General features: G+C 68.2%; 21 protein-coding genes and 1 tRNA gene. 11 read left to right on the forward strand and 11 right to left on the reverse strand.

Translation table 11 applies throughout. The features are described from left to right. Nucleotide 1: 1 nt before the first annotated feature. From ABUE11_RS13510 to ABUE11_RS13530, 5 genes are all read right to left on the reverse strand, one after another. Nucleotides 2–86 (reverse strand) — tRNA-Leu (locus tag ABUE11_RS13510). Nucleotides 87–152: 66 nt separating this feature from the next. Further along, nucleotides 153–1436: a TRAP transporter large permease gene (locus tag ABUE11_RS13515; RefSeq protein WP_367065788.1), complete on the reverse strand. Its 1284-nt coding sequence runs from the start codon at nt 1434–1436 to the stop codon at nt 153–155. Between the two features lie 15 nt (nt 1437–1451). Beyond that, nucleotides 1452–1967 (reverse strand): TRAP transporter small permease, encoded by a 516-nt coding sequence (locus ABUE11_RS13520; RefSeq protein WP_367065790.1) that lies wholly within the window; start codon nt 1965–1967, stop codon nt 1452–1454. A 93-nt stretch (nt 1968–2060) separates the two neighbouring features. After that, nucleotides 2061–3050, reverse strand: coding sequence for a TRAP transporter substrate-binding protein (locus ABUE11_RS13525; protein ID WP_367065791.1), 990 nt, complete (start codon nt 3048–3050; stop codon nt 2061–2063). Between the two features lie 127 nt (nt 3051–3177). Next, the gene (locus ABUE11_RS13530; RefSeq protein ID WP_367065792.1) at nt 3178–3735 is read right to left on the reverse strand and encodes an HNH endonuclease; all 558 of its coding nucleotides are present in this window, start codon (nt 3733–3735) and stop codon (nt 3178–3180) included. 162 nt (nt 3736–3897) lie between these two features. Here ABUE11_RS13530 and ABUE11_RS13535 point away from each other — a divergent pair, with 162 nt between their 5' ends. The 10 genes from ABUE11_RS13535 (at nt 3898) to ABUE11_RS13580 (ending at nt 15757) form a co-directional block, all read left to right on the forward strand. Next, nucleotides 3898–4941, forward strand: a complete 1044-nt coding sequence (locus ABUE11_RS13535) for a bifunctional riboflavin kinase/FAD synthetase (protein WP_367065793.1) — start codon at nt 3898–3900, stop codon at nt 4939–4941. A gap of 90 nt (nt 4942–5031) precedes the next feature. Continuing rightward, a complete protein-coding gene (ileS, locus tag ABUE11_RS13540) occupies nt 5032–7887 on the forward strand; it encodes an isoleucine--tRNA ligase (protein ID WP_367065794.1) in 2856 nt (951 codons plus the stop codon). Then, nucleotides 7887–8384: a signal peptidase II gene (gene lspA / locus ABUE11_RS13545; protein WP_367065795.1), complete on the forward strand. Its 498-nt coding sequence runs from the start codon at nt 7887–7889 to the stop codon at nt 8382–8384. Before ileS ends, lspA begins: the two co-directional genes overlap by 1 nt. Nucleotides 8385–8474: 90 nt before the next feature. Then, on the forward strand, nt 8475–9554 hold the full coding sequence (locus tag ABUE11_RS13550; RefSeq protein ID WP_367065796.1) for a LacI family DNA-binding transcriptional regulator: 1080 nt from the start codon (nt 8475–8477) through the stop codon (nt 9552–9554). Then, the gene (locus ABUE11_RS13555; protein WP_367065797.1) at nt 9551–10564 is read left to right on the forward strand and encodes an ABC transporter substrate-binding protein; all 1014 of its coding nucleotides are present in this window, start codon (nt 9551–9553) and stop codon (nt 10562–10564) included. The genes ABUE11_RS13550 and ABUE11_RS13555 overlap by 4 nt, the downstream gene beginning before the upstream one ends. Then, nucleotides 10561–11364 (forward strand): ABC transporter permease subunit, encoded by an 804-nt coding sequence (locus tag ABUE11_RS13560; RefSeq protein WP_367065798.1) that lies wholly within the window; start codon nt 10561–10563, stop codon nt 11362–11364. The genes ABUE11_RS13555 and ABUE11_RS13560 overlap by 4 nt, the downstream gene beginning before the upstream one ends. 12 nt (nt 11365–11376) lie before the next feature. Continuing rightward, nucleotides 11377–12177 (forward strand): ABC transporter permease subunit, encoded by an 801-nt coding sequence (locus ABUE11_RS13565; RefSeq protein WP_367065800.1) that lies wholly within the window; start codon nt 11377–11379, stop codon nt 12175–12177. Continuing rightward, nucleotides 12167–13228: an ABC transporter ATP-binding protein gene (locus tag ABUE11_RS13570; protein ID WP_367065801.1), complete on the forward strand. Its 1062-nt coding sequence runs from the start codon at nt 12167–12169 to the stop codon at nt 13226–13228. The genes ABUE11_RS13565 and ABUE11_RS13570 overlap by 11 nt, the downstream gene beginning before the upstream one ends. After that, complete coding sequence (locus ABUE11_RS13575) at nt 13225–14064, forward strand: phosphodiesterase (protein WP_367065802.1); 840 nt, start codon at nt 13225–13227, stop codon at nt 14062–14064. Before ABUE11_RS13570 ends, ABUE11_RS13575 begins: the two co-directional genes overlap by 4 nt. Before the next feature lie 22 nt (nt 14065–14086). Continuing rightward, complete coding sequence (locus tag ABUE11_RS13580) at nt 14087–15757, forward strand: Na/Pi cotransporter family protein (RefSeq protein ID WP_367065803.1); 1671 nt, start codon at nt 14087–14089, stop codon at nt 15755–15757. A 13-nt stretch (nt 15758–15770) separates the two neighbouring features. Here the strand turns inward: ABUE11_RS13580 and ABUE11_RS13585 are convergent, their stop codons facing one another. From ABUE11_RS13585 to ABUE11_RS13595, 3 genes are all read right to left on the reverse strand, one after another. Beyond that, entirely contained in the window at nt 15771–16736 is a 966-nt protein-coding gene (locus ABUE11_RS13585; protein WP_367065804.1) for a bile acid:sodium symporter family protein, read from the reverse strand. Between the two features lie 65 nt (nt 16737–16801). Continuing rightward, complete coding sequence (locus tag ABUE11_RS13590; RefSeq protein WP_367065805.1) at nt 16802–17614, reverse strand: NUDIX domain-containing protein; 813 nt, start codon at nt 17612–17614, stop codon at nt 16802–16804. Further along, nucleotides 17611–18597, reverse strand: coding sequence for a quinone oxidoreductase (locus ABUE11_RS13595; protein WP_367065806.1), 987 nt, complete (start codon nt 18595–18597; stop codon nt 17611–17613). Before ABUE11_RS13595 ends, ABUE11_RS13590 begins: the two co-directional genes overlap by 4 nt. A gap of 97 nt (nt 18598–18694) precedes the next feature. On the opposite strand from ABUE11_RS13595, the gene ABUE11_RS13600 reads away from it, so the two are divergent. Continuing rightward, nucleotides 18695–19594 carry a DMT family transporter gene (locus ABUE11_RS13600; RefSeq protein ID WP_367065807.1) on the forward strand — a complete coding sequence of 300 codons (900 nt, stop codon included), beginning with the start codon at nt 18695–18697 and terminating at the stop codon, nt 19592–19594. 6 nt (nt 19595–19600) lie between these two features. Here the strand turns inward: ABUE11_RS13600 and ABUE11_RS13605 are convergent, their stop codons facing one another. The 3 genes from ABUE11_RS13605 to ABUE11_RS13615 all read right to left on the reverse strand — a co-directional run bounded on the left by ABUE11_RS13605 (nt 19601) and on the right by ABUE11_RS13615 (nt 23325). Beyond that, nucleotides 19601–20431: an SDR family oxidoreductase gene (locus ABUE11_RS13605; RefSeq protein WP_367065808.1), complete on the reverse strand. Its 831-nt coding sequence runs from the start codon at nt 20429–20431 to the stop codon at nt 19601–19603. Nucleotides 20432–20441: 10 nt separating this feature from the next. Then, nucleotides 20442–21734 carry a DUF3422 domain-containing protein gene (locus ABUE11_RS13610; protein WP_367065809.1) on the reverse strand — a complete coding sequence of 431 codons (1293 nt, stop codon included), beginning with the start codon at nt 21732–21734 and terminating at the stop codon, nt 20442–20444. A 76-nt stretch (nt 21735–21810) separates the two neighbouring features. Further along, the gene (locus ABUE11_RS13615) at nt 21811–23325 is read right to left on the reverse strand and encodes a tripartite tricarboxylate transporter permease (protein WP_367065810.1); all 1515 of its coding nucleotides are present in this window, start codon (nt 23323–23325) and stop codon (nt 21811–21813) included. Nucleotides 23326–23329: the final 4 nt, after the last annotated feature.

Here is a 23329-nt window from a genome sequence, read left to right on the forward strand (position 1 = left end):
GTGGTGCCCAGGAGAGGACTCGAACCTCCACGCCTCTCAGCGCTAGTACCTGAAACTAGTGCGTCTACCAATTCCGCCACCTGGGCATTTCAGGGAAGCCCGCATTCTAGCCCAGTTTTTCACGCCAAAAAGGAAATTCGATCCGCAGCGGCTCAAAATCCCAACGCGTGCGGCAACCAGGTCGAGAGCGCCGGCACAAAGGTCAGCAGCGCCAGCACGATGAAATGCGCGAGCAGAAACAGCGGCATCTCGCGCGTGAGCGCCGTGATCGACACGCGCGTGGACACGGCCGTGACGAACAGCAGCCCGCCCACGGGCGGCGTGATCATGCCCAGCGTGAGGTTGACGATCACCACCATGGCGAAATGCGTCGGGTCTATGCCGAGCGCGCTGGCGATCGGCGCCAGGATGGGCACGAGGATCATCACGCCGGGCAGCGGTTCCATGAAGATGCCGAAGACCAGCAACAGCAGGTTCACGGCCACGAGGAACATGATCGGCGACAGATTCCAGCTGACGATGAGCTGCGACAGATACTGAGGAATACCCTCCACCGTGAGCACCCAGGCAAACGCCGCCGACGTGGCCATGACCAGCAGCACCGACGAGGTCAGCATGGCCGAGCGCGCCGCAATGCCGGGCACGGCCTTCCACTCGAGCGTGCGATAAATCCACTTGCCGCAGACCAGCGCATAGAACACCGCGACCACCGAGGCCTCGGTGGGGGTGAAGATGCCAAAGCGTATGCCCACGATGATGAGCACGATGAGCAGCAGTGCGGGGATGGCCTTGATGCTGGTGACGAGCATCTCGCGGCCCGTCGGGCGCGGCTCGCGCGAACGGTAGTCGCGCTTTCTGCACACCCACCAGTTCACGATGGCCATGGCGACGGCGATCAGGATGCCCGGCACGAAACCCGCCACGAACAGGCCGCCCACCGAGACATTCTCGTCCTGCAGCGCGTAGATGATCATGCTGACCGAGGGCGGGATGATGGGGCCCACGATGGAAGTGCTCGCCGTGAGCGCCGCGGCGTAGGGGCGGCCATAGCCGGCCCTGTCCATCATCTTCACCATCATCGAGCCCGGGCCTGCCGCATCGGCCAGCGCCGAGCCCGAGATGCCCGAGAACAGCGTGAGCGACAGCACGTTGGCATAACCGAGGCCACCACGCAGATGCCCCACGAACTGCGCGGCAAAGCGCAGCAGCACGGCGGTGAGTGCCCCGCCCGACATAAGCTCGGCCGCGAGGATGAAGAAGGGCACGGCCATGAGCGGAAAGCTGTCTATGCCCGTGAACATCTCCTTGAACACCACGAGCTGCGGGTAGCGCCCCCCGACGAAGACGGCCAGGGCCGCCGAGATGGCCAATGCAAAGGCCACCGGAAAGCCCAGGGCCAGCAGCACGATGATGGCGATGAAAAGCGTGAGAGTCATGTCGTCGCCCCCCGCTCAGATGGAGGCCGCCGCGTCGGCGCCCATCTCGCCCGACTCGACATAACTGCCATCGGCGATGTAGCCGCGCGCAACAAAGAGCAGGTGCACCAGCATCAGCACGAAGCCCACGGGCATGGCAACGTAGATCCAGGCCATGGGCACATCGGTGGCGGCCGTGGTCTGAAAGCGCGTGGCCCAGACATAGAGCACCGAGAAATACGTCATCACGATGCAGAACAGCCCCACGCCCACCACCACCACGGCGCGAATCACACGCGCCATGCGCGGGCCGACCGCACCGTGCAGGTTGTCTATGGCCACATGGCCGCCAAAGCGCAGCACCAGCCCCGCGCCCAGAAAGGTGCACCAGATCATCAGATGCCGCGCCACCTCCTCGGCCCAGACGATGGAGTCGCCCGTGGTGTAGCGCAGCACCACGTTGGCAAACACGATGCAGGCCATGGCCAGCAGCAACACGATGATCACCCAGCGGTTGCAGACTACCAAGGTACGTTCAACACGATCGAGCATGGGAAGGGGCGGCGCACGCGCCGTTGTCCAAGGGGTTGAAACCAAACCGCCCGGGCAGGGCCGGGCGGGTGCGGGTGCAGCGCTATAGAGCGCTTACTTCACGGCGGCGATGGCGTCCAGAGACTTCTGGCCGAACTTGGTCGCGTACTGCTTGTATGCCGGCTCGAGCGCGGCGCGGAAGGCCGCCTGGTCCACGCTGGTCACCACCTGCATGCCGTGGCTCTTGGCCTCCTCCACACCCTTCTTCTCGACGGCGTCCACAAAGGCGCGCGAGGCCAGAGCCCCGAGCTTGGCGCCCTGCGTGAAGGCGGCCTTCTGCGCATCGTTCAGGCTGGCCCAGAAGTTGGGCGAGACGATCAGCGCCACCGGCGCGTACACGTGCGCCGTGAGCGTAAGGTGCTTCTGCACCTGCCACAGCTTGGTCGACGCCAGCACCGAGATCGGGTTTTCCTGGCCGTCTATCGTGCCCTGCTGCAGCGCGCCTATCACCTCGGGCCAGGACATGGGCGTGGGCGACGCGCCCAGGGTCTTGAAGGCCGTGATGTGCACGGGGTTCTCGGTCACGCGGATCTTCAGGCCCTTGAGATCCTCGACCTTCTGCACGGCATGCTTGTTGTTCGTCAGGTGACGAAAGCCCTGCTCGCCCCAGGCCAGCGCAATCAGGCCGCGCTTGTGGAACTTGGTCAGCAGGTCCTGGCCGAAGGGGCCGTCGAGCACGGCACGCGCATGCTGCGTGTCGCGGAACAGAAACGGGATGTCCACCACGCCCACCTCGGGCACGAAGTTGCTCAATGCGCCCGTGGAGACGATGACGGCCTCCACGGTGCCCAGCTGCAGCCCCTCGATGAGCTCGCGCTCGCCGCCCAGGGCGCTGGAGGGGAATTGCTTGAACTTGAAGGCGCCGTTCGTGCCCTTCTCGACCGAATCGGCCCAGGCCTGTGCCGCCGCGCCGTAGTGCGAGTTGACGGCCAGCGCGTAGCCGAGCTTGACCTCCCTGGCCTGCTGCGCAGAAACGGTACCAGTGAATACGGACAGCACGGAGGCGGCGCAGGCAGCGGCAAGGACGCGGCGGGACAGGTTCATGGGAAGCACTCGCAACAGGGTGGTTGATGGGATGGGGAAACCGGCCATTCTAGTTTTCAACCCACCCCTGGCACCGTAGTGGAATTACGTGCCCGTGCCACCACCGCAACGGCATGCCACCAGCGCGTCAACTCAGCAGGCGTGATGACTTGGGCACATGGGCCATCAGAAACTCCATCTGGTCGGCCAGTATGCGGCGGTTGCGCAGGATGAAGTCTTCCCACAGGCTGGGCACGTAGGGCGCGTAGAGCAGCGGCATATGGGCCTGCTCGGGCGTGCGCGGGCCCTTGCGGTGGTTGCAGGGGCGGCAGGCCGTGACCACGTTCATCCAGTGATTGAGGCCCTGCCTGGCAAACGGCACGATGTGTTCGCGCGTCAGCTCCTCCTCGCGGAAATGCCCGCCGCAGTAGGCGCAGATGTTGCGGTCGCGCGCGAACAGCTTGGAATTGGTCAGACTGGGGCGCAGGTCGAAGGGGTTGATCTTGGGCACGCCGCGCGTGCCTATGATGCTGCTCACGGCAATCTGTGACTGCACGCCCGTGATGGCATTGTGTCCGCCGCGAAACAGCGCCACCTGCGCGCCGATCTCCCAGCGCACCTCGCCGGCGGCGTAATGCGTGACCGCCTGCTCGAGCGATATCCACGATTGCGGCAGCCCCTGGGCCGACAGCTTCAAGACCTTCACCACCCGCCTCCTGTCTCAGTGCACAAGAATCACGATGTTCACGCCTCGCCGGCGCAGCCACACGGGGCGTGCCGGTAGCGCACAATATACTCTTTTCATATGAAATTGGCGTCAGGCGCTTGATGGACTTGCGCAAATCGCTATCAAAAGAAAAGCACTGCGATGAAGATATTCCGCGGCTTCCATCATCCCGAGGTGGCGCCGGCCTGTGCCCTCACGATAGGCAACTTCGACGGCGTACACCGCGGCCACCAGGCCATGCTCGCGCTGCTCAACAACGAGGCCCAGCACCGTGGCGTGCAAAGCTGCGTGCTGACCTTCGAGCCGCACCCGCGCGACTACTTCGCCGGGCGGCACAGGCGCCCCGAGCTCGCCCCGGCGCGCATAGGCACGCTGCGTGACAAGCTCTCGGAGCTCGCGCGCTGCGGCGTGCAGCAGACCATCGTGCTGCCGTTCAACGAAGGGCTGGCCAGCCTGTCGGCCCAGGACTTCATCGAAAACGTGGTGGTCCGCGGCCTGGGCGCGCGCTACCTGCTGGTGGGCGACGACTTTCGCTTTGGCAGCCAGCGTGTGGGCGACTACGCCATGCTCGACGCGGCCGGCCCCGCGCATGGCTTCGAGGTGGCGCGCATGATGAGCTACGAGGTGCATGGCCTGCGCGTGTCCAGCACCGCCGTGCGCGAGGCGCTGGCCGCGGGCCGCATGCAGGATGCGGCGCGTCTGCTCGGCCGCCCTTACGCGATATCGGGCCATGTGGTGCACGGGCGCAAGCTCGGGCGTCAACTGGGACGCTCGGCCGCCAGCGGCCCGCACCAGGACGGATTTCGCACGCTCAACCTGCGCTTTGCGCACTGGAAGCCGGCCGCCAGCGGCATCTTCGCCGTGCTCGTGCACGGCCTGCACGACGAGCCCCTGCCGGGCGTGGCCAACCTGGGCGTGCGCCCCTCGCTCGACCCGCAGGACGTCAACGGCGGGCGCGTGCTGCTCGAGACGCATTGCCTCGCCTGGCCCGAGCACCTGGGCGCCGAAGGGGCCTACGGTAAAATCGTGCGCGTGGAACTGCTGCACAAACTGCACGACGAGCTGAAATACGACAGCCTTGACGCCCTCACGGCCGGCATTGCCAGGGACTGCGAGGACGCGCGCGCCTTCTTCGCCTCCACGCACGCCGAGACCCGTCGCCAGACCACCCGCGACCGAATTTGACGGGGCCGCCTTCGCCCCTCCCCCATCCAGGTTCCGCTCCGCTTCGGGCCGCCAGTGTCCGGAGCGCCCATGTTTTGAAGGTTTGCACCGATGTCCGAAGCCACGCCCAAGAAAGCCCCCGAGAGCGCCTACCGCGCCACACTCAACATGCCCGACACGCCGTTCCCCATGCGCGGCGACCTGCCCAGGCGCGAGCCCGCCTGGGCCAAGGAATGGGACGAGAAGGGCATCTACAGGAAGCTGCGCGACGCACGCCGTGGGGCGCCGAAGTTCATCCTGCACGACGGCCCGCCGTATGCCAACGGTCAGATCCACATCGGCCACGCGGTCAACAAGATCCTCAAGGACATGATCGTCAAGAGCCGTCAGCTCGAGGGCTTCGACGCGCTCTACACCCCGGGCTGGGACTGCCACGGTCTGCCGATCGAGAACGCCATCGAGAAGCTGCACGGCCGCAACCTGCCGCGCGACGAGATGCAGGCCAAGGGCCGCGCCTTTGCCACCGAGCAGATCGCGCAGCAGATGGCGGACTTCAAGCGCCTGGGCGTGCTCGGCGAATGGGACAACCCCTACAAGACCATGAACTTCGCGAGCGAGGCCGGCCAGCTGCGCGCGCTCAAAAAGGTCATGGAGCGCGGCTTCGTCTACCGAGGGCTCAAGCCCGTGTACTGGTGCTTCGACTGCGCCTCGTCGCTTGCCGAGTTCGAGATCGAGTACGCAGACAAGAAGAGCCAGACGCTGGACGTGATGTTCCCCGCGGCCGACCCGGCGCGCCTGGCCGCGGCCTTTGGCCTGCCCAGCCTCGCCAAGCCCGCCTTTGCCGTGATCTGGACCACCACGGCCTGGACGATTCCGGCCAACCAGGCGCTCAACGTCAACCCCGAGCTCGAATACAGCCTGGTCGATACCGAACGCGGCCTGCTCATCGTGGCCAGCGCGCTCGTCGACAAATGCCTGGAGCGCTGGGGCATCACCGGCCAGGTCGTCGCCACCACGGTGGGCCAGAAGCTCGACCTCATGCCCTTCAAGCACCCGCTGGCACATGTGGACAAGGGCTATGACCGCATCTCGCCCGTCTATGTGGCGGACTACGCCACGGCAGAGGACGGCACCGGCATCGTGCACAGCGCCCCGGCCTATGGCGTGGACGACTTCAACAGCTGCGTGGCCCATGGCCTCAAGTACGAGGACATCCTCAACCCCGTGCAGGGCCATGGCCAGTACGCCGAGGACTTCCCGCTGTTCGGCGGCCAGTCCATCTGGAAGGCCGTGCCCGTCATCATCGATGCGCTCAAGGTGGCGGGCCGCCTCATGGGCACGGCCGGCATCACGCACAGCTACCCGCATTGCTGGCGCCACAAGAGCCCGGTGATCTACCGCGCGGCCGCGCAATGGTTCGTGCGCATGGACGAGGGCGAGGGCGTGTTCACCGACCCCGCACAAAAACCCGCGCAAACCCTGCGCCAGATTGCGCTGGCAGCTATCGAAAAAACCAGCTTCTACCCCGAGAACGGCAAGGCACGCCTGCGCGACATGATCGCCGGTCGCCCCGACTGGTGCATCTCGCGCCAGCGCTCGTGGGGCGTGCCCCTGCCCTTCTTCCTGCATGTGGACAGCGGCGAGCTGCACCCGCGCACGCTGGAGATCATCGACCAGGCCGCCGCCATCGTGGACGCCGGCGGCATCGAGGCCTGGAGCCGCGTGATGGCGGAGGACATCCTGGGCAAGGAGGATGCGGCGCACTACACCAAGAGCACCGACATCCTCGAGGTCTGGTTCGACTCGGGCTCCACCTTCTGGCATGTGCTGCGCGGCACGCACGCGGGCATGCACCACGACGAGGGCCCCGAGGCCGACCTGTACCTGGAGGGCCACGACCAGCACCGCGGCTGGTTCCATAGTTCGCTCTTGCTCGCCAGTGCCATCTTCGGCCGCGCGCCATATCGCGGCCTGCTCACGCACGGCTTCACCGTGGATGGCCAGGGCAAGAAGATGAGCAAGTCGCTGGGCAACACGGTCTCGCCGCAGGAGGTCAGCTCCAAGATGGGCGCCGAGATCATCCGCCTGTGGTGCGCGGCCACCGACTATTCGGGCGACCTTGCCATCGACGACAAGATCCTCGCGCGCGTGGTCGACGCCTACCGCCGCATCCGCAACACGCTGCGCTTCCTGCTCGCCAACGTGAGCGACTTCGACCCGGCCCGCGACGCCGTGGCCTATGGCGACATGCTGGAGATAGACCGCTGGGCGCTCGCGCGTGCGGCCGAGTTCCAGGCCGAGGTGCTCGCACATTACAAGGTGTACGAATTCCACCCCGTAGTCGCCAAGCTGCAGCTGTTCTGCTCCGAGGACCTCGGGGGCTTCTACCTCGACGTGCTCAAGGACCGGCTCTACACCACCGCGCCCAAGAGCCTTGCGCGGCGCAGCGCGCAGACGGCGCTCCACCAGATCACCCACGCCATGCTGCGCTGGATGGCGCCGTTTCTGTCGTTCACGGCCGAGGAGGCCTGGAAGATCTTCGGCAAGAGCGAATCCATCTTCCTCGAGACCTTCGAGACCCTGCCCGCCGGGGACGAGGCGCTGCTGGCCAAGTGGCAGCGCCTGCGCCAGATCCGCGACGCGGTGAACAAGGAGATCGAGAACCTGCGCGCCGCCGGCGTCGTGGGCTCGTCGCTGCAGGCCACGATCACGCTCACGGCCGCGCCAGAGGACCATGCGCTGCTCGCCAGCCTGGGCAATGACCTGAAGTTCGTGTTCATCGTCTCCACTATCAACCTGATAGCTGGCGACGCGCTACAGATAAGCGTTCAGGCCAGTTCTGACCAGAAATGCGAGCGCTGCTGGCATTACCGCGCCGACGTCGGCCACAACCCAGAGCACCCCACGCTGTGCGGGCGCTGCGACAGCAACCTCCACGGCGCGGGTGAAGCCCGCCTGCACGCCTGATGGCGCGCGCGGGCAAGAGCGGCGGCGCGCGCATGTGGCCCTGGCTGGCCTGGGCCCTGCTGCTCGTCATCGCCGACCAGTTCACCAAGACGCTGATCCTGGGCTACTACCGCCTGGGCGACGCCACCTACGTGACCAGCTTCTTCAACGTCGTGCGCGCGCACAACACGGGCGCGGCCTTCTCCTTCCTGGCCGACGCCGGGGGCTGGCAGCGCTGGCTGTTCACCGGCATCGCCGTGGTGGTGGCGGCCTTCATCCTGTGGCAGCTGCGCCAGCACCCGGGGCAGCGGCTGTTCGCCTTCGCGCTGTCGTCCATCCTGGGCGGCGCCATAGGCAACGTGGTGGATCGCCTGCAGCATGGCTATGTGGTGGACTTTCTGGACTTTCACCTGCGCGGCTGGCATTTCCCGGCCTTCAACGTGGCCGACTGCGCCATCACCGTGGGCGCGGCCTGCCTGATCCTCGACGAGCTGCTGCGCGTGCGACGCGGAGGCTGATGGCCCTGGCCTGGGGTTAACCCGCAACGCCCTGTGTCACTTGGGCGTCATACTGGCGTGATGAAATGAAATCGTTTCCATCACGCCCCCATGCCCAAGGAACCCCAGAACATTCACGCCGTTGCAGCACGTGCCGGCGTCTCGGCCGCGACGGTGTCGCGCGCCTTCAACTGCCCCGACAAGGTCGCCCCGGCCACGCGTGAGCTGGTCGCGCATGCCGCGCGCGAGCTCGGCTACCAGCCCAACGCCATCGCCCGCACATTGCGCACCCAGCGCAGCCGCGTGCTGGGCGTGGTGCTGCCCACGCTGCTCAATCCGGTCTTTGCCGAATGCCTGCAGGGCATCGCCCTGGCCGCGGCCAGAAATGGCTACGCCATCCTGCCCGCCATGACGGGCTATGACGACGAGCAGGAGAGGCAGGCCGTCACGCAGCTGCTGGCCGGCGGCGTCGACGGCATGATTCTCACCGTCGCCAACCCCACGGACTCCCAGGCCCTCGAGCGCCTGCGCGGCGTCGAACTGCCCTATGTGCTGGTCTACAACGCCCATGCAGAACATCCCTGCGTTTCGGTCGACGGCGAGGCGGCGGCCGCCGAGGTCGTGGCGCGGCTCGCTGCCCTTGGCCACCGCCGCATCGCCATGGTCAGCGGCACGCTGGCGGCCTCCGACCGGGCGCAGCAGCGCTACCGCGGCTACCTGCGCGGCATGGCGCAGGCGGGCCTCGTGCCCCCCGCGCTCGTCGAGGTGCCCTTCGTCACCAGCGCCGTGATGGCGCTCTCGCGCTACCTGCAGGCCCAGCCCCGGCCCACGGCATTGTTCTGCTCCAACGACCTGCTTGCCATTCGCGCCATACGGGCCGCGCATCTGTCGGGCCTGAGCGTGCCGCAGGACCTCTCCGTCGTCGGCTTCGACGGCATTGCCATCGGCCAGGACCTGACCCCTGCCCTGAGCACCATCGCCCAGCCCAGCCACGACATGGGCCGCCACGCCGTGGATCTGCTGGTCCACGCCATGGAGCGCAACCGGCTGCCCACGGCGGCCGACAGCCTCTATCTGCCCCATGCGTTTCACGACGGCGAATCCTGCAGCGCCGCCACCGGGGCTGTGCCCGAAGCGTCGGGCCGCAGCCCATCCTCCCGCCCCGTCTCACCACAAGGAGTAACCCCATGACCTCGACCTTGCAACGCCTTGCCCGCATCGGCGTGCTCGCGGCCGCCGGCCTGGCCGCCGGCGGCGCCTGGGCGCAGACCGCCATCTGCTACAACTGCCCGACCGAGTGGGCCGACTGGGGCACGCAGCTGCGCGTCATCAAGGCCAAAACCGGCATCACCGTGCCGGCGGACAACAAGAACTCGGGCCAGGCCCTGGCACAGCTCGTGGCCGAGAAGGCACGCCCCGTGGCCGATGTCACCTACCTGGGCGTGACCTTCGCCATCCAGGCGCAGAAGGACGGCGTGGTCGCCCCCTACCAGCCCGCCCACTGGAAGGAGATCCCCGATGGCATGAAGGATCCGGCTGGCCACTGGTTCAGCATCCACTCGGGCACGTTGGGCTTCATGGTCAACGTGGACGCGCTCAAGGGCAAGCCGGTACCGAAGTCCTGGGCCGATCTGCTCAAGCCCGACTACAAGGGACTGATCGGCTACCTCGATCCGGCCTCGGCCTTCGTCGGCTATGTGGGCGCCGTGGCCGTGAACGAGGCACGCGGCGGCTCGCTGGCCGACTTCGCGCCGGCCATCGACTACTTCAAGGCACTGCAGAAGAACGAACCCATCGTGCCCAAGCAGACCTCGTACGCGCGCGTGCTCTCGGGCGAGATCGCCATCCTGCTGGACTATGACTTCAACGCCTACCGGGCCAGGTACAAGGACGGCGCCAACGTGCAGTTCGTCATTCAGGCCGAGGGCACGGTGGTCGTGCCCTACGTGATGAGCCTGGTCAACAAGGCACCGCACCCGGCCGAGGCGAAGAAGGTGCTCGACTTCGTGCTCTCCGACGAGGGACAGTCGATCTGGGCCAAGGCCTATCTGCGCCCGGTGCGCGCGAGCGCCATGCCCAAGGAGGTGCAGGCGCAGTTCCTGCCCGCGTCGGAATACGCGCGCGCCAGGACCGTGGACTACGACCGCATGGCGGCGGCGCAGCGCGCGTTCTCCGACCGCTATCTCAAGGAAGTGCGGTGAGCTCGCGCCAGCGCCTGCTGCTCGCCGGCTGCGCGGCGCCGGCGGGGGTGTTCTTCCTCGCGTTCTGGCTGCTGCCGGCATTGCAGCTCCTGCTGCTGCCGGCCGAGCAGGGGTGGAAGACCTATTTCGTCGTGCTCACCGACGGGCGCTACGTCGAGAGCATGCTCAACACCCTGCTGCTGTCGATCGCCGTGACCCTGGCCACGCTGGTGACAGGCGCCACCATAGGCATCTATCTCGCGCGGCGCAGCTTCGTCGGCAAGCAGCTGCTGCTGGCGCTGCTGACGCTGCCGCTGTCGTTCCCCGGCGTGATCATCGGCTTCTTCGTGATCCTGCTGGGCGGGCGCCAGGGGCTGGTGGCCGACCTCTCGAGCCGGCTCGTGGGCGAGCGCATCACCTTCGCCTACGGCCTGCTGGGCATGTTTCTGGCGTACCTGTACTTCTCGCTGCCGCGCGCCATTGCGACCTACACCGCGGCCGCCGAGGCCATGGACCTGCAGCTCGAGGAGGCCGCACGCTCGCTGGGCGCATCGCGCCTGCGCATCGTGCGCGATGTGTGGATACCCGAGCTCGCACCCACCACGGTGGCCTGCGGCGCCATCGTGTTCGCCACCTCCATGGGTGCGTTCGGCACCGCGTTCACGCTGGCGAGCAAGTTCGAGGTCGTGCCCATCACCATCTACAACGAGTTCACCAACTACGCCAACTTCGCGCTGGCCGCATCGCTGTCGATCGCGCTCGGCATCGTCACCTGGCTGGCGCTGTTTCTCACGCGCCGCTTCGGCAGCAATGTGGGTTGAGGAGGGCCGCCCATGCGAACCCATGCCCAGAAACCGGCTCCGTTCCTGTTCGCCGTGACGGCGCTCACCACCGTGTTCATGGTCGCTCCCATGCTGCTGTCGGTGCTCGCGGGCCTCGTGAACAACTACAGCACCGGAATCCGAAGCGGCCTTACGCTGCGCTGGCTCCGGGAAGTCTGGGAGGTCTATGGCAGCACCGTGGGCGCGTCGCTCGTGATCGCCGCGCTGTGCGTCGTGGCGACGGCATTGCTCGGCGTGCCCTGCGCCTACGCGCTCGCACGCAGCCGTTCGCGCCTGGCGCGCGCCTTCGAGGAGCTGCTGACCCTGCCCGTGGCCGTGCCGGGCCTGGCGACGGCGCTGGCGCTGATCCTGGTCTATGGACAGATGGCGGCCTTCCGCCAGAGCTTCGCCTTCATCCTCGTCGGCCACATCGTGTTCACCCTGCCCTTCATGGTGCGCACCGTGGCCTCGGCCTTCCAGCGCAACGACCTGATCGCGCTCGAGGAAGCCGCGCGCACGCTGGGCGCGAGCTTTCCCCAGCGCTTTCTCGGCGTGCTCGTGCCGGCCGTGTTCCCGGCCATCGTGGCCGGCGGCCTGATGGTGTTCACGCTCTCGGTGGGCGAGTTCAACCTGACCTGGATGCTGCACACGCCGCTCACGCGCACCCTGCCCGTGGGCCTGGCCGACAGCTATGCGTCCATGCGCATAGAGGTCGGATCGGCCTACACGCTGGTGTTCTTCATCGTCATCCTCCCGGTGCTGTGGGCCCTGCAGGCCCTGGCCCAGCTCATGCAGAAACGCTATGGAACTTGAACGCATACCGGTCGAGATCGACCACTGCTCCAAAACCTACGCCGACGGCACGCGCGGACTGCAACCCACGAGCCTGCATGTCGAGCCCGGCGAGGTGCTGGCGCTGCTCGGCCCCTCGGGCTGCGGCAAGACCACGCTGCTGCGCCTGATCGCCGGGCTCGAGACGCTGGACGCGGGCGGGCGCATCCTGTTCGGCGACCAGGACGTGACCCACCGCCCGGTGGAGCAGCGCGGCGTGGGCATGGTGTTCCAGAGCTACGCGCTGTTCCCGCAGATGAGCGTGGCCGCCAACATCGGCTACGGCCTGCGCATACGCGGCGTCTCGGCCGCCGAGGAGCGCCGCGCCGTGGGCGAGCTCGTGGAGCTCACGCGCCTGACAGGTCTGGAATCCAGGCGCCCGGGCGAGCTCTCGGGCGGCCAGCGCCAGCGCGTGGCCCTGGCGCGCGCCGTGGCCGTGCGCCCGCGCGTGCTGCTGCTCGACGAGCCGCTCGCGGCCCTGGACGCCAAACTCAAGGAGTCGCTGCGCGAGGAACTGGCCGAGCTGCTGCGCCGCCTGCACATCACCGCCATCCACGTCACGCACGACCAGCAGGAGGCCATGGCGATCGCCGACCGGCTGGCCGTGATGCGCGCCGGGCGCATCGTGCAGGTGGGCCGCGGCGAGGACCTGTACCGCGCGCCCACCCACCCCTTCGTGGCCGAGTTCCTCGGCCGGGTCAACCGCATAGAGCGCTCGCCCGAGTCGCTCGCGCGCGGCGTGCTCACGATAGGCGGCGCCACCCTCGCCTGCCCGCCCGCGCTGAACCAGGGCGCGCTGCTGGTGCGCCCCGAGGACATACAGATTGGCCCGCGCCAGGACGGCTGGGGCGTGGCCCGGGTCACCCAGCGCTGCTTCCTGGGCGACCGCGTGCAGCTGCGCCTGCAGGCCGACGGCGTGCCCGGCACGCTGCTGGCCGATGTGGCGCGCGACGCGCCCTACCGCGATGGCGACGAGGTGGGCATCCACATCGATCCGCAACGCCTGATGAGCACCGCAGAGGTCACCCCATGAGCACCGCACCGTACACCTTTCTCGCCCAGATCACGGACCCGCATATCCGCGAGCCCGGCCGCCTGGCCTATGGGCGCATCGACACCACGCCCTATCTCAGGCGCGCCATCGACAGCCTGCTGGCCCTGCCCCAGCGGCCCGACGCGCTCGTGCTCACCGGCGACCTGTGCGACTTCGGCCGCGAGGCCGAATACGCGCATCTGGCCGAACTGCTGGCGCCACTCGCCGACCTGCCCGTCTACCTGCTGCCCGGCAACCACGACGAGCGCGTGCAGCTGCGCAAAAGCTTTGCCCACCATGTCTACCTGCAGGGCGACGGCGAGTTCGTGCAGTACAGCGTGCGCGTAGGCCCGCTGCGCCTGATTGCGCTCGATACCGTGGTGCCGGGCCAGAGCCATGGCGCGCTGTGCGAGGCGCGCCTGGCCTGGCTGGAGCGGGAGCTGACCACCTGCCAGGGCGAGCCGGTCGTGATCGCCATGCACCACCCGCCGTTTCGCACGCTCATCGGCCACATGGACAAGATCGGGCTGCTCGCGGGCGCGCAGGAGCTCGAGGCCATCGTCGCGCGCCACCCGAACGTGGAACGCATCATCTGCGGCCACCTGCACCGCGCCATCGACGTGCGCTTTGGCGGCACCATCGCCAGCACCTGCCCGTCGCCGGCGCACCAGGTGGCGCTGGACCTGCAGCCCGCGGCGGCCTCGGCCTGGATGCTGGAGCCGCCGGCCTTTCGCATCCATGCCTGGGATGGCGAGCGCCTGGTTTCTCACCTCGCGGCCTCGGGAATCTTTGAAGGCCCCTATCCTTTCCACGAGAATGGCATGCTCATAGACTGATAGCATTCCACGACCGTCCCTCATGAAGCATCTGCTCAATCTGCTCGCCGCCATCGCCCTGCTCGTCTGGGGCATACAGATGGTGCGCACCGGCATCCTGCGCGTGTTTGGCGCCAATCTGCGCCAGCTCATCGCGCGCGGCGTGCGCACGCAGCTGCTGGCGGTGTTTTCGGGCATTGGGGTGACGGCGGTGGTGCAGTCGAGCACGGCCACGGCGCTCATCGTCTCGGCCTTTGTGGGCCAGGGCATGATCTCGCTGATGGCGGCGCTGACCGTGATGCTGGGCGCCGACGTAGGCTCGGCCCTCATGGCGGTGGTGTTCTCGCTGGACCTGTCCTGGCTCTCGCCGCTGTGCATCTTCGTCGGCGTGGTGCTGTTCGTTGCGCGCCAGGACGCCAAGGCCGGCCGCGTGGGGCGCGTGTTCATCGGACTGGGCCTGATGCTGCTGGCCCTGCGCCTGATCACCGAGTCCACGCTGGTGCTGACCCAGTCCGAGGTCGTGCGCGCCCTGCTCATGACGCTGACCAGCGACATCACGCTGGAGGTGCTGGTCGGCGCCATCCTCGCCGTGGTGTCCTACTCCAGCCTGGCCACGGTGCTGCTGGTGGCCACGCTCGCGGGCTCGGGCGGCATTCCGACCGAGGTGGCCCTGGGGCTGGTCGTGGGCGCCAACCTGGGCAGCGGCCTGCTGGCCGTGCTCACCACGCTGCGCGCCAGCGTGCAGACGCGCCAGGTGCCGCTGGGCAATCTGCTGTTCAAGATGGTGGGCGCGTTGGTCATGATTCCGGTCATCGGCCTGTGGCACCACCATATCCAGACCCTGGTGCCCGACAAGGTGAGCCAGGTGGTGCTGTTCCACCTGGCCTTCAACGCCATGGTCACGCTGCTGTGCCTGCCCCTGACCGGCCTGATTGCCAAGGTTGTGGAGAACATCACGCCCAAGGAGGAGGTATCGGCCGCGCTGTCGCGCCCGCACCACCTCGACGCCTCGGCCCTGTCCACGCCGTCGCTGGCCATCTCCTGCGCCGCGCGCGAGGCCCTGCACCTGGCCGACCTCGTCGAGACCATGCTCAACGGCCTCAAGACCGTGTGGCAGACCGATGACCAGAAGCTCGGGGCCGAGCTGCGCGCGCTGGACGACCAGGTGGACAGCCTGTATTCGTCCATCAAGTACTACATGACCAAGCTCTCGCGCTCCGAGCTCGACGAGGCCGAGGGCCGGCGCTGGACGGAAATCATAGGCTTCACCATCAACATGGAGCAGGTGGGCGACCTGGTCGAGCGCGTGCTGCAGGACGTGGAGGACAAGAAGATCAAGAAGGGGCGCCAGTTCTCGCACGCCGGCCTGCAGGAGATCAACGAGATGCACGACCACCTGGTGGCCAATCTGCGCCTGGCCATGAGCGTGTTCCTGACCGGCAATGTGCGCGACGCGCAAAAGCTGCTGCAGGAAAAGACGCGCTTTCGCGAGCTGGAGCTGGCCTACGCCGCCACCCACCTCAATCGCCTGGCCGACAACACCATTCAGAGCATTGAGACGAGCTCGCTGCACATCGACATCATCAGCGACCTCAAGCGCATCAACTCGCTGCTGTGCTCGGTCGCCTACCCGGTGCTCGAGGCCAACAGCGCCATCCGCCCGCTGCAGTCGCACAACGACGAGACCGCCGCGCCCCAGGGCGAGCGGCAGTGACGGCCGCGCCGGGTCAGCGCCGGCGCGCGTAGCGCTGGGCCAGCACCGCGCAGACCATGAGCTGCATCTGGTGGAACACCATCAGCGGCAGCACGATGGCGCCGGCCGCCTGCGAGGCGAACAACACCTTGGCCATGGGCACGCCACTCACCAGGCTCTTCTTGGAGCCGCAGAAGACGATGGTGATCTCGTCCTCCTTCGAGAACCCCAGGCGCCGCGCGAGCCAGGTGGTGGCCGTGAGCGCCGCGCCCAGAATCACCGCGCACACCACCAACAGGCCCGCGAGCGCCGGCAGCGGCAGCTGGCGCCAGAGCCCCGCCACCACGGCCGCGCTGAAGGCGGTGTAGACCACCAGCAGCACCGAGCCCTGGTCCACGAACTTGAGCCCCGCCGCATGGCGCGCGATGAAGCCGCCGATCACCGGGCGCAGCAGATGGCCCGCGATGAAGGGCAGCATGAGCTGCAGCATGATGCGGCCTATGCTGCCCAGCATGTCCTGCTGGGCCGCGCCCGCCACGGGCAGCACCAGCGGCACCAGCAGCGGTGTGATGAAGATGCCCAGCAGCGTGGAGGCCGATGCGCTGCAGATGGCCGCCGCCATGTTGCCGCGCGCCACGGCCGTGAAGGCAATGGCCGACTGCACCGTGGCCGGCAGCACGCACAGAAACAGCACGCCCAGGTACAGCTCGGGCGTGACCAGCGGCTCGAGCAGCGGCCGCAGCACCAGACCCAGCACCGGGAACAGCGCAAAGGTGCAGGCCACCACCAGCAGGTGCAGGCGCCAGTGAGCAAGGCCCGCGAGCACGGCCTCGCGCGAGAGCTTGGCACCATGCATGAAGAACAACAGCGCCACCACGGCCACGGTGGCCTTCTCGAAGAACGCGCCCACGACGCCCGATGCCGGCAGCAGGCTGGCCAGAATGACGACGGCCACCAGGGCCAGGGTGAAGTTGTCGGGAAGCAGGCGTGAACGGGCCATGAGGGGGAATGTGGGGGCGGGATGGATATGGAGGCGGCGGGCGCCCGATTGTGGCCCAGGCGCGGCTACCAGCCGTAGAACGCGGCCAGCACCAGCGCCGCCTCGGGCGTGAAGGCGCCCTCGGCCAGGCGGGCCTGCACGCGGGCATGGTGCAGAAGCTCAAAGCGCGCCACCTCGCCGTCCTGGTTGACCGGCCGCAGCCCCGCGGGCAGCGTGGCGCGAAACCAGGCTATGCGCTCGCGCATGTAGCCGCAGCCGCCGCCCTCGTCGCTGGGCAGCGCGAAATCCACCTGCCCGCCATGGGCCAGGCCCTCGAGCTCGGCTAGGCGCAGGCCCGCCTCCTCCCAGGTCTCGCGCGCGAGGGCCTGGTCCAGGTCGTCAGCGGCCGAGACCATGCCGCCCATGAGCGTGTCCCACATGCCGGGGTTGTTGGCCTTGGTCTGGGCGCGCTGCTGCACCCACATGCTGCCATCCGGCGTGCAGCCGACCAGGTGCACGGCGCGTGTGGCGATCCCCAGCACACGCACCGCCCCGCGCTCCACCGTAGCCAGGCGCCGGCCATCGGCGGCGCAGACGGCGAGCTGCTCGTCGCGCCAGGGACCGCAGCGGCCGGCCGCGCGCAGCGCTACGGCCAGGGCGTTGAGCGCGGCCGTGGGGTCGTCGCCCGCAAGCGCCCAGGCGGGCGCGCCCTGGTACTCTGTTTTCAATAGCTGCCAGCGCTTGTCCAGCAAGCGCTGCAGGCCAATATCATCAAAAACCTGCGCATCGACTGAACCCACGCGCTCGCCGCCGAGCAGCAGCGGCACGCGCGGCGCGGCCGGCGCGCGCCGGGCTGCGTCACGCGCGGCCGCCACCCAGGCCGGGGCGGCGGCGGTCATGGCAGCGTGAGGATGGTGGAGCCCGTGGTCTTGCGCGCCTCCAGGTCGCGATGCGCCTGCTGCACATCGGTGAGCGCATAGCGCTGCGCGATGTGGATCTTGACCTGGCCGCTGGCCACCACGGCAAACAGCTCGTCGGCCATGGCCTGCGTGGCCTCGCGCGTGCGGATATGCGTGAACAGCGTCTGGCGCGTGACGTAGAGCGAGCCCTTGGCGCCCAGCGCCGCGGGCGCAAACGGCGGCACCGGGCCCGAGGCGTTGCCAAAGCTCACCATCAGGCCAAAGGGGCGCAGGCAGTCGAGCGAGCCGTCCCAGGTGTCCTTGCCCACCGAGTCGTAGACCACCTTCACGCCCTGGCCGCCCGTGATGTCCTTGACGCGCGCGGCAAAGTCCTCGTTGCGATAGTTGATGGCATGGGCCGCACCATTGGCCAGCGCCAGCTGGCATTTGGCGTCGCTGCCCGCGGTGGCAATGAGGCGCAGGCCGAGCGCGCGCGCCCATTGGCAGGCGATCAGCCCCACGCCGCCCGCGGCCGCGTGAAACAGCACGAAGTCGCCCGGCTCCAGGCCCTCGACGGGGCGCGCCTTTTTCAGCAGGTATTGCGCCGTGAGGCCCTTGAGCATCATGGCCGCGCCGGTTTCGAAAGCTATGGCATCGGGCAGCCGGCAGACGCACATCGCGGGCATGACGCGCGCCTCGGCATAGCTGCCCGGCGGGTTGCTGGCATAGGCCGCGCGGTCGCCCACCTTCAGGTGCGTGACGCCCTCGCCCACGGCCTCGATCACACCGGCCCCCTCCATGCCTATGCCCGCGGGCATGGTGAGCGGGTACAGCCCCGTGCGGTGATAGACGTCGATGAAGTTCAGGCCCACGGCCCGGTGGCGTATGCGCACCTGGCCCGGGCCGGGGTCGCCCACCTGCACGTCGACGACTTGCAATGCTTCGGGGCCGCCATGCTGGCTGATCTGTACGGCGAGGGTCATGGGTTAGCGTCTCCAGGAAAGTCGCGGCGATCGTGCCATGTTTTGCCAACCCATGTGCGGCGCGGGGCGGCATTCCTCGCTTACAGTCGCAGGCCCTATGACCCAACGACTCTCCCCCGCCACCGCCGCCATGCTTGCCGCCGCGCCCCTGATGTGGGCCGGCAACGCCGTGGTGGGGCGCGCGCTGCACACGCTGATCCCGCCCATCACGCTGAACTTTGTCCGCTGGCTGCTGGCCTTCGTGCTGATGCTGCCGCTGGCCTGGCAGGTACTGCGCCCCGCAAGCGGCCTGTGGCCGCACTGGCGCCGCTACGCGGCCCTGGGCCTGTTCGGCATCGGCAGCTACAACGCGCTGCAGTACCTGGCGCTGCAGACCTCGACGCCGCTCAATGTGACGCTGGTGGGCTCGGGCATGCCGGTGTGGATGCTCATCGTGGGCACGCTGTGCTTTGGCGTGCCGGCCACGCGCCGGCAGGTGGTCGGCGCGCTGCTGTCGGTGGCCGGCGTGCTGCTGGTGCTGAGCCGCGGCAGCTGGCAGGAACTGCTGGCGCTGCGCCTGGTGCCGGGCGATCTGTACATGGTGCTGGCCACGATCTCCTGGGCCTTCTACAGCTGGCTGCTGGTGCGCACCAGCGAGCCGCAGGACGTGCGCGGCGACTGGGCCGCATTTCTGATGGCACAGCTCGTCTTCGGCGTGGGCTGGTCGGGCGCGTTTGCGGGCGTGGAATGGTCGCTGGGCCACACGCAAATCCACTGGGGCTGGCCGCTCGCGGCGGGCCTGGCCTTCATCGCCATCGGCCCGGCCATCCTGGCCTACCGCTTCTGGGGCGTGGGCGTGCAGCGCGCGGGGCCGGTGATCGGCAGTTTCTTCATCAACCTCACGCCGCTGTTCGCGGCCGTGCTGTCGGCGGCGTTTCTGGGCGAGGCGCCGCACCTGTACCACGCGGCGGCGTTCGCGCTCATCGTCGCGGGCATCGTGGTGTCCTCACGCCGATAGGCGCAGTCAGAACGTGCCCGGATAGGCGCCGCCATCGGCCAGGATGTTCTGGCCCGTGATGTAGCCCGCCTGCTGGCTGCACAGGAAGGCGCAGATGGCGCCAAACTCCTGGGGCGTACCGAAGCGCCGCGCGGGAATAGCGGCCTGCTGTGCCAGGCGCGCCTCCTGCACGCTCTTGCCCGTCTTCGCGGCCGCGCCCTGGTGAGTGGCGGCGAGCCGGTCGGTGTCGAACTTGCCCGGCAGCAGGTTGTTGACCGTGACGCCGCGCGCCGCAATGCTGCCGCGCGCAAGTCCCGCCACGAATCCCGTGAGGCCGCTGCGCGCGCCGTTGGACAGACCCAGGATGTCGATGGGCGCCTTCACGGCACTCGACGTGATGTTCACGATGCGGCCAAAGCCGCGCGCGGCCATGCCGTCCACCGTGGCGCGGATGAGCTCTATGGGCGTGAGCATGTTGGCATCCACGGCACGGATCCAGGCGTCGCGCTCCCAGTCGCGAAAGTCCCCGGTCGGCGGACCGCCGGCGTTGGTGACGAGGATGTCGAAGTCCCGACCCGGCCCGCCTGCCACGCCGAAGGCCGCCGCGCGACCCTCGGGGGTGGTGATGTCCGCAGCCACGGCCAGCACCTGGGGCTTGGCATGTTTTTGGCCTCCAGCGCTTGCCCCATCAGTGCCAATAGCTATCAATTGTGAAGCAGCAGCCTGAAGCGCATCGGGCGTGCGCGCGACGATCACGAGGTTCACGCCCTCGCGCGCCAGCGCCTCTGCGCAGCCCAGGCCCAGGCCCTTGCTCGCGCCGCATACCAGGGCCCATTTGCCCGCGATTCCCAGGTCCATATCCACTCCTTCAGTGCTTGAACATGCGCCGGTGCAGGCTGCGCAGCGACCACCAGACGCTGCCCGCCACCAGCGGTATGGCGACGGCGGCCGTGGTCTCGGGCGACCAGGGCCAGCCCAGTGCCTTGGCGCCCTTGGCCAGGTAGCTCACGAGGCCGACGATGTAGTAGGTGATGGCGGCCACCGACAGGCCCTCCACCGTCGACTGCAGCTTGAGCTGCAGGTCCTGGCGCTGGTTCATGGCGGCCAGCAGGGCCTGGCTGCTCTGCTGCTGCTCGATCTCCACGCGCGTGCGCAGCAGGTTGCTGATGCGCGAGACGCGCTGGCTCAGCGCGTCCTGCCGGCGCGCCACCCATTCGCAGGTGCTGCGCGCGGGGCTCAGGCGCCGGTCCATGAATTCGCCAATGGTCTGCATGCCGCCCAGGCGCGACTCGGCAATGTCGCGTATGCGCCGGTCCACGAGCTCGAAGTAGGCGCTGCTCGCGGAAAAGCGCGCATGCGTGGCGGCGTACTGGCTCTCGACCTGCCCCGCCAGGCGCGTCAGGCGGTCGAGCAGCTCGGGCTCGGTATCGCGATCGGCCGAGCGTATGGCGTCGGCCAGGGCCGCGAGCTCGCGTTCGGCCCGCGCCAGCACGGCCGCGGCCTCGCGCGCCACGGGCAGACCGAGCAGGCCGGCCATGCGGTAGGTCTCGATCTCGAGCAGACGCTGCACCAGCCGCCCCAGGCGCCGCGGCGCCATGCTGCCCGCCAAGAGCAGCATGCGCGAGCTGCCGTCGGCATGGATGCAGAAATCGGTGAACACCTCGCCATGGCCATGGGCCACGCTCGAGGCCACGAGCGAGTCCTCGCGCAGCAGCGCGGAGAGCTGCGGCGGCTCGTCAAACTCGCGCGTGGGCAACACCCAGAGCTGCAGCTGGCACAGGCATTGGCCCGGCAGCTGGGCGAGCCAGTCATGCGGCACGGCCGCCGACGCGGACGCGGGCATGCCCTGCTTGCCGGCATCGCCCGTCAGCGGCACGCTGAAGGTCCAGGTGACGAATTCGGTGTGCAGCTCCCAGCGCAGGCGAAACGCCCCCAGGTCGGCGCGCAGATGGGTGCCGTGCGCGTCGGGCAGGGCCTGGTGCTGGTCGCGCAACAACCGCTCCAGGTGCGCGCGGCTGGCCTCGCGCTGCGCCGCGTCGGCCCACATCACCACATGGGTGATCGCCACCGCCGTGCCCAGGGCCTCGGGCGGGCGGGCATGGATTTCGTTGTGCAGCTGCGCGCGCTGCGGGTGCTGTGCGAGGGCGATGTCCTGGGGCATGGAGCGGTATTGTCGGCGCAAAGCAGCACGGCACCCGAAGGTGCCGTGCGTGCGTGATGCGTCAAGGAGGCAGCGATCAGTCCTCTTCGACGAAGGCCTCCTCACGCCGTTTGCTCACCGCGGGCAGCAGCACGATGATGAGCAGCAGGGCCGCCGCGGCCAGCAGGCCAGCGGAGAGCGGGCGCGTAACCAGCACGCTCCACTCGCCGCGCGAGAGCAGCAGCGCACGGCGCAGGTTCTCTTCCATCATCGGCCCCAGGATGAAGCCGAGCAGCAGCGGCGCGGGTTCCACGCCGAGCTTGTAGAACAGATAGCCGACGATGCCGAAGATGCCCACCATCCACACGTCGAAGGTGTTGTTGTTGGTGGAGTACACCCCGATCGCGCAGAACAGCACGATGGAGGGGAACAGCCAGCGGTAGGGCACGGTGAGCAGCTTGATCCACATGCCGATGAGCGGCAGGTTCAGGACAATCAGCATGGCGTTACCGATCCACATGGAGGCGATCAGACCCCAGAACAGCTCGGGGTTGCTGGTCATGACCTGCGGGCCGGGCTGGATGTTGTGGATGGTCATGGCGCCCACCATCAGCGCCATCACGGCGTTGGGCGGAATGCCCAGCGTGAGCAGCGGGATGAAGGAGGTCTGCGAACCGGCGTTGTTGGCCGACTCGGGCGCCGTCACGCCGCGGATGTTGCCCTTGCCGAACGGCACTTCACCGGGCTTGAGCTTGGTCTTCTTCTCGATCGTATAGGCAGCAAAGGCCGACAGCAGCGCGCCGCCGCCGGGCAGGATGCCCAGGGACGAACCCAGGGCCGTGCCGCGCAGCATCGCGGGGAACATGCGCCTGAAGTCCTGCGCGGTGGGGAACAGGCCCTGCACCTTGCCGGTGAACACCTCGCGCTCATGGGCGGGCTTGGACAGGTTGGCGATGATTTCGCCGTAGCCGAACACACCCATGGCGATCACGGTGAAGCTGATGCCGTCGGTCAGCTCGGGAATGTCGAAGCTGTAGCGCGCGACGCCCGAGTTCACGTCCGTGCCCACCAGGCCCAGCAGCAGGCCCAGCACGATCATGCCCACGGCCTTGAGCAGCGAGCCCGAGGCCAGCACCACGGCGCCGATCAGGCCCAGCACCATGAGCGAGAAATACTCGGCCGGGCCGAACTTGAAGGCCACCTCGGTCAGCGGCGGCGCAAAGGCCGCGAGGATAAGCGTGCCCACGCAGCCCGCGAAGAACGAGCCTATGCCGGCCGCCGCCAGCGCCGGCCCCGCGCGGCCGTTGCGCGCCATCTGGTAGCCGTCGATCACGGTGACGACCGAGGACGATTCGCCCGGCAGGTTCACCAAAATGGCGGTGGTCGAGCCGCCGTACTGCGCGCCGTAGTAGATGCCGGCCAGCATGATGAGCGCGGCCACCGGGGGCAGCGCGTAGGTGGCCGGCAGCAGCATGGCGATGGTGGCCACGGGGCCGACGCCCGGCAGCACGCCGATCAGGGTGCCCAGCAGGCAGCCGATGAAGCAGTAAATCAGGTTCTGGAACGTGAACGCAACGCCAAAACCCGTCGAGAGATGCTCAAACAATTCCATGGTC

Origin of the sequence: Oryzisolibacter sp. LB2S, assembly GCF_040732315.1 — a bacterium.
GTDB classification, from domain to species: Bacteria; Pseudomonadota; Gammaproteobacteria; order Burkholderiales; family Burkholderiaceae_C; genus Alicycliphilus; species Alicycliphilus soli.